Annotated in this window: 6 protein-coding genes and 1 pseudogene; 3 read left to right on the forward strand and 4 right to left on the reverse strand. The window is 38.2% G+C overall.

The features are described from left to right. The 3 genes from gspL to EQY_RS26490 form a co-directional block, all read left to right on the forward strand. A partial coding sequence (gene gspL, locus EQY_RS0111935) for a type II secretion system protein GspL (RefSeq protein WP_000697004.1) occupies positions 1-932 on the forward strand: 932 nt, incomplete at its 5' end. A 1-nt stretch (position 933) separates the two neighbouring features. Further along, on the forward strand, positions 934-1,482 hold the full coding sequence (gspM, locus tag EQY_RS0111940; protein ID WP_000943885.1) for a type II secretion system protein GspM: 549 nt from the start codon (positions 934-936) through the stop codon (positions 1,480-1,482). Positions 1,483-2,000: 518 nt separating this feature from the next. Next, the gene (locus tag EQY_RS26490) at positions 2,001-2,138 is read left to right on the forward strand and encodes a hypothetical protein (protein ID WP_158000060.1); all 138 of its coding nucleotides are present in this window, start codon (positions 2,001-2,003) and stop codon (positions 2,136-2,138) included. Between the two features lie 207 nt (positions 2,139-2,345). On the opposite strand, the gene EQY_RS0111945 is transcribed toward EQY_RS26490, so the two are convergent. The 4 genes and pseudogenes from EQY_RS0111945 to EQY_RS26495 form a co-directional block, all read right to left on the reverse strand. Beyond that, complete coding sequence (locus tag EQY_RS0111945) at positions 2,346-3,560, reverse strand: type II secretion system protein GspD (RefSeq protein ID WP_000335424.1); 1,215 nt, start codon at positions 3,558-3,560, stop codon at positions 2,346-2,348. Between the two features lies 1 nt (position 3,561). Continuing rightward, on the reverse strand, positions 3,562-4,638 hold the full coding sequence (locus tag EQY_RS24590) for a zonular occludens toxin domain-containing protein (protein ID WP_001007927.1): 1,077 nt from the start codon (positions 4,636-4,638) through the stop codon (positions 3,562-3,564). A 3-nt stretch (positions 4,639-4,641) separates the two neighbouring features. Further along, the gene (locus tag EQY_RS24595; RefSeq protein ID WP_236942586.1) at positions 4,642-4,950 is read right to left on the reverse strand and encodes a DUF2523 family protein; all 309 of its coding nucleotides are present in this window, start codon (positions 4,948-4,950) and stop codon (positions 4,642-4,644) included. Between the two features lie 8 nt (positions 4,951-4,958). Further along, a pseudogene (locus tag EQY_RS26495) lies at positions 4,959-5,806 on the reverse strand (hypothetical protein); the annotation flags it as partial.

The following is a 5,806-nucleotide window of genomic DNA, read 5'->3' on the forward strand; positions in this document are numbered from 1 at the left end:
CACTCTCCAGGAAAACCGGGGCGGTTCACTTTGCAATTTTGAGGACTGTAAAACAACAGGCAATAGTTGCAGTAATACATCAGCAACATATGAAATATATTGTTGACTGGTTGCAATGTTATGATATTAACCATGCAACTGCCGTTCCGGACTGGATGTCCATTCCTTGTGGGAATATGATTTTCCATGCTGACCGAGTGATCGCTAGAATCGATATATGCCAGGGATGGAGTGGTGCCCCAGATCTGATAGCTGACATATTACGCGCGCAGATTAGTGCTCAAAACCATCCACTCCAGCTAACAGTGATCGGGAAATCGGCTCAAGAGGTAGCAGCCAGGATTGGTACTGATAGTGAAAAACTGAAAATTACCAGCGAACTCTCTCTCTGTGAGCACGGTCAACCTGAAGGGAATTTGCTGACCGGACCATGGCAACCCCGGGTCAGTTATCAAAAACAGTGGATACGTTGGCGGGCAGTAGTTTTACCTGTATTCCTGATTCTGGTTAGTTTATTAGCAGATCGTGTGGTGACGTTATGGAGCATTAATGAGCAGGTAATACAAAGCCGTATACGTGTTGAGAAACAATTTTTATCGGTTTTTCCGGAGCAAAAGCGAATCGTTAATTTGCGCTCACAGATTATAACAGCGATCAATAATTCTCGGTCTCGAGCAACTGATAAGACGTTTCTCGAACATCTGTCGGTTATTGCTAATGCTCTTAAATCTGCCTCGCTCTCAAAGTTAGAAATCCGTAGTTTCACTTATGATCAAAAACATCAGACACTGCATTTCAGGTTAAGTGCTCCAGACTTCTCCAGCTTCGACAAACTGCGAGATGCGCTTGCTGTAGATTTTTTTGTGCAACAGGACGCGTTAATAAATGAGGACAATTATGTGTCAGGAGCAGTAACGTTACGGAGAAAATAACGTGTTACGTCATGAATTCATTCAATTTTTTAATCACTACCGTGATCGGTGGTCAAATGCAGTAGAAAATTGGGTTACTCAATACTATGTTGGTCGTTCGCTAAGAGAAAAAGGACTGTTGATCGGTGCGTTGTTAATCATGTTTTGCGCAGGATATTATTCGCTATTATGGCAGCCATTGAATATACGTATAGAGCAACAAGAGAGGGAATTGCAACAATTAAACACTCTGCTCAAAAACCTTCAAACAGCAACGCCTGATATTATCAGCGCCAGACAAAAACGAGCAACCTTTGACAATTTGTCAATTTCGCAGATTTCACAGATTATCAACACTACTTCTTCGATTCATTCTATTGTCATCAGACAAATAAAACAAAATGGGGCTAATATTCAGGTAGCGATTGAGCCCGTCATTTTTGATGATTTGCTGAAATGGCTTAGTTTGCTGAGTAAAAAATACTCACTAGAAGTTATACAAATTGATGTTATCTCTATTGAACAAAAGGGGATGATTAAAGTTGAGAATCTTGTATTAGCTCCATATTGATTGGAGCCTGCTTAAAATAGAGTAGGTAATATGGTAACCAGCAGGCGGACAACCATTGATTTTCCTATGTAGGCTATGATCTTAAAATCAGTACAGTGTTAAATGTCTTTCTGAAGACTTCGGATTAATTCGGCCGGAGTCATGTCATTTAATGCTGAAGTTTCAAAGCATCACAAACGCAGGAGCGAACGTCGTTCCTTCAACTCCCGTAATAACTGAAGGGTAAGGGAGATTGAAATGTGCATACTGAAGACCTCCAGATATGCTATTTCAAAACAGAAATGCCCGAGGCAAAACGATTGATAGTGCCTGTCGGGTAGTGGGGAGGGAGCATGTACATTAGAGCTATGAGGTCGGTACGGTGGTCAGGGGCATTCTGATATCTCTCATTTAACATAATATACATTATGCGCACCAATGTGCATCTGCCCGAAAAGAGGAATTTTAGGCTGCCGGATACCAGGAGAAACAAACCACCACAGTTAACGAAACCCCGCCACCGGCTTTCAGATTCTGTCATGCACGATGAAAACAATCAATTCCATCAACAAGCATCAAAGCTGCCTGAACGACTCACGTCTTGCGCCGTTCGTCTCGATGACTGCCATGAAAACCCGGCTTTGCAGGGGCGCGTTGCGCTGTTCCGCGCACTATGAAATCTCTCCCTGGTATCGGCGGACAACCAACGAAGCAACATGAAACCTCATCATGCCGCCTTCCATGCCTGACGGCATAAAAACAGATCTTCATTAACATCAAGCCAAAGATAGACATAACTTACAAACAACCCCTTTATCACAACCAAACAAATAAACATAAGTATCAGGCTGCGGCGTGCTCCTCGCAGAGCTGCGGTGCCTGCCTCAGCCTGATACTTTCTTAACCTGAAGGATTACAACAATATCCGATTTTGTTTTTTCAGTTGATGAAGAAGAAAGAAAACCAGGAAGAAACGAAAATCCTGTTTCAGCATCACTATCTTTAGTTTCAGCAAGTCCACCCAATAAAATAATATCTCCATCAGAAACTGAAACATCTGTAGTAACACCACGTTTAATTAACGTGGGACTGTTATTAACGCCTGTATCAGTTTTAACAAAGTTAGATAACTCCTGCCTGATAGCAATATCGATAGAATTCTGGCGAATATATGGCAAAACATTAAAAATCACACCACTTGAACGATACTCAACAGACTGAACCGGTCTTTCACCCTGATAAGTAACCTGCCCCAAAACAGGCACATCAGAACCGACGCTAAATGAAGCACTGGAGCCGCTGCGCACACGCAAACGAGGAGAACTAACAACATGAAAACGACTATCTGTTTTGAATAGCTCATACAGCGCATCAAGAGATCCAGTATTGATTTTTATAAAATTATCAAAGGTTTGAGAGGAACCAATGCCAATATTGACTTTTCCGGAAAGAAGTTTTGCAGCAAGCGCCAATCCAGAACCGTTTTTTTCAGAAGACTGCACTTCAAAAACATAACCATAGACTAAAGCCTCGGAAACAGGCACATCTATAAGAGGAAGTATCTTATTAATTTTTGCAATGTCAGATTTAGAACCAAAATAAACAAGAACATCACCAGAACGATTCATAAAATCACTTGCAGAACCAAAACTAGCTTGACCAGCAGAAAGCTGAGATGAATCACCAATATCACCAGAAGAACCAAAGCGCCCTGAAAATCTACCTCTTAAAATATCAGACAAATAAGAAACAGAACGATATTTAGGTATGTAAACAAAATCAAAAACAGGCTCTTTAGGTTTATCAGGAATAAAAGATGACAAATAATCAACCCCTCCCTTTGTTGAAATTTTGATATTCATGTTATTAAGGTAGCGACGAATAAATTCATATGAATCAATATTATCAGTAATTCTAAAGGAGACAAGCCTATCATCAGAAACAAGTTCAGGAGAAAGCATGTAAGGCTTATTAAACAAATCCAAATAAATCATATTTATAGCAATTGGCAATTTAACCCTGTCAAGCTCAAATAAAACCTTACCAGCAAAAGAGTTGGCACAAAAAAACAAAGCAAACAAAAATACATACTTACACATATCATTCACCAGTGTAACGAGAAATAAACTCACCATCGATAACAGCAGAAGTTAAAGCCCCACTAAAGTTAAATCGAGAAGAAGGCTCAAAACGAATATCACCCACACTATTAGATAATATATAAAAATCACCACTTCCCGTGTTGATCCTTCCAGAAATTCGCCAAGTTTTAGACCGTGGCGGCGTTGAAATCGGCACAGAAGTCGATAAAGAAGATACGCCAGAAGAAAAAGAGGAAGGGGAATTAGAATACACACTATTCCTATCATCAGAAGCCTCCAAAGATGTACTGTTTTTTATTTGATTACCATCAGTAAAACCAGAGAAAAAATGATATAAATAATAAATAGAAAGACAAAATAATATAAACAATAAAGCAGATATGACAATTATTTTTTTAGATGAAAATGCATTTTGACGCTTATCAACAACAAGCTCTGTCCCCTGCCCGTTCTCATGGGATTTATATAAAGGAAAAATTAAAGAACTATATTTACATTGATAACTGGAAACCAAATTAGTTTTAAATAACTTAACGCCAGTAAAAACATCAACGCGATAACGATTTCTAAGACCAAGTGCAACCAATTTGCTCATACGATAAGTTGTTTCAACTCTGTCTTTAATGAAACGAGGTAAATTAGAAACAGACTGATTAATAACAACCAAATCACATGAAACACCTGTAGATTCATCATTAAAATGACGATGCTCAGCAATAAAAGAGCGATGAAAAGCAGGTATTGATTTATCGTTATCCCATACGCGCCAAACCTCATCAACACAAATCAAATCACCCGGCTTACAAAAAGAATCATCTGACAAGCCATCATCTAATTTATATGGGAAAAACTTTTCGTCCTGAACATCAGAATTGCTAACTAAGATAACCTCTCCCAAGTCATCTTGAGAGGTTTTTTTATGAACAACACAATAGTCATAAATTTTATCGGCACTCAAACCATAAATATTAGTAACAACTCTCCTTCCTGAACTAACAGCAGGAATTATAACATTGCACACAACCTCATACGTTTTTCCGCTACCAGGAACACCAACATATGCTGAAATAGCCATAAATCACCCAATAAAAGGAACTCGACGAATAAAAAAACGAACCAATAAAGCACTAATTACAACAGATAACCCATAAGAAACCTGAAACAAATCTAAAAAATACCAAGCAGAATCAGGTAGCATAGAAAATAACTGCTCAAGGTCGCTAGATTGAGGCAACCATGAAGAAACCACAGCAATAAATTCATGAACAACGAAATATAAACCCCAAAATAATATAAACTTAAATACAACCCCTCTTAACAAGAACTTAAACAAAGAAAATAGCGAAGACAACAATACAGAGAACAAGCCAGTAAAAGCAATCATCATATGAAAACTCACGCAGACAAAATGATTCTAAGAGATATAAACGCCCAAACAATAGAAGATACAAGTTGAATTAACACCCTGTTCTGCTCAAACAAAACACATTGAGTATCAACATGATAAGTCTTATCAAACAACTCAAAAGACGCAGTTGGGCAAGAAACTGATGCTCTCATAGATTTAGAAATATCAAAGCCCTTCAAAAAAGGAAACAAATCAACGATAGGCTGAAGTATTTCAGATGCAGAAGGAACATTGGAAATATCAGGTTCTGTTGGTTCAGGATAATCGCCTAAATCAACATTGATAACGCCATCAGAAGGTATGTCAGGTTTGCTATCAGGGTTAGATGATGAATTATCAACATTTATATTGATATCGCCATTAACACCATTTTGTGATGGATACAACCAATCAAATTTATTGAGTTTATTCGCATCAGGATATACCTTTGAAATCTCAGAACCAGTAACAGGATTTGAAGGAGAAAAAGGAATTCCATCATAGCCAGGCTGAGATGATGCATCTAACAATAACTGATTAATAAAAGAAGCAACTTCATCCAAAGATAAAGAAACATCTTTTAATTTTTCGAGTGCTGAAAAACCATCTTTATCAGAAGCCACTTTATAATCGGTAGGGCTTTCTTCTTTAGGAACATAATCAGAATTAAAACTAAGTTGAAATTTATGTTGTGTTGTAATAGTTGTCATTTCTCCTTTGCTATTTTTAAAAGTAACATCTAAATCATAGACAACTAAAGCAGCAGATACAGGACTGGATGTTGTAATGGATTTAATTGATGCAGTGGCTGTACAGCTATCACGCCCCTTACAAGAAGCACTAAAATCCTTGGCAG

The organism is Escherichia sp. TW14182 (genome assembly GCF_000208525.1).
GTDB lineage: Bacteria > Pseudomonadota > Gammaproteobacteria > Enterobacterales > Enterobacteriaceae > Escherichia > Escherichia ruysiae.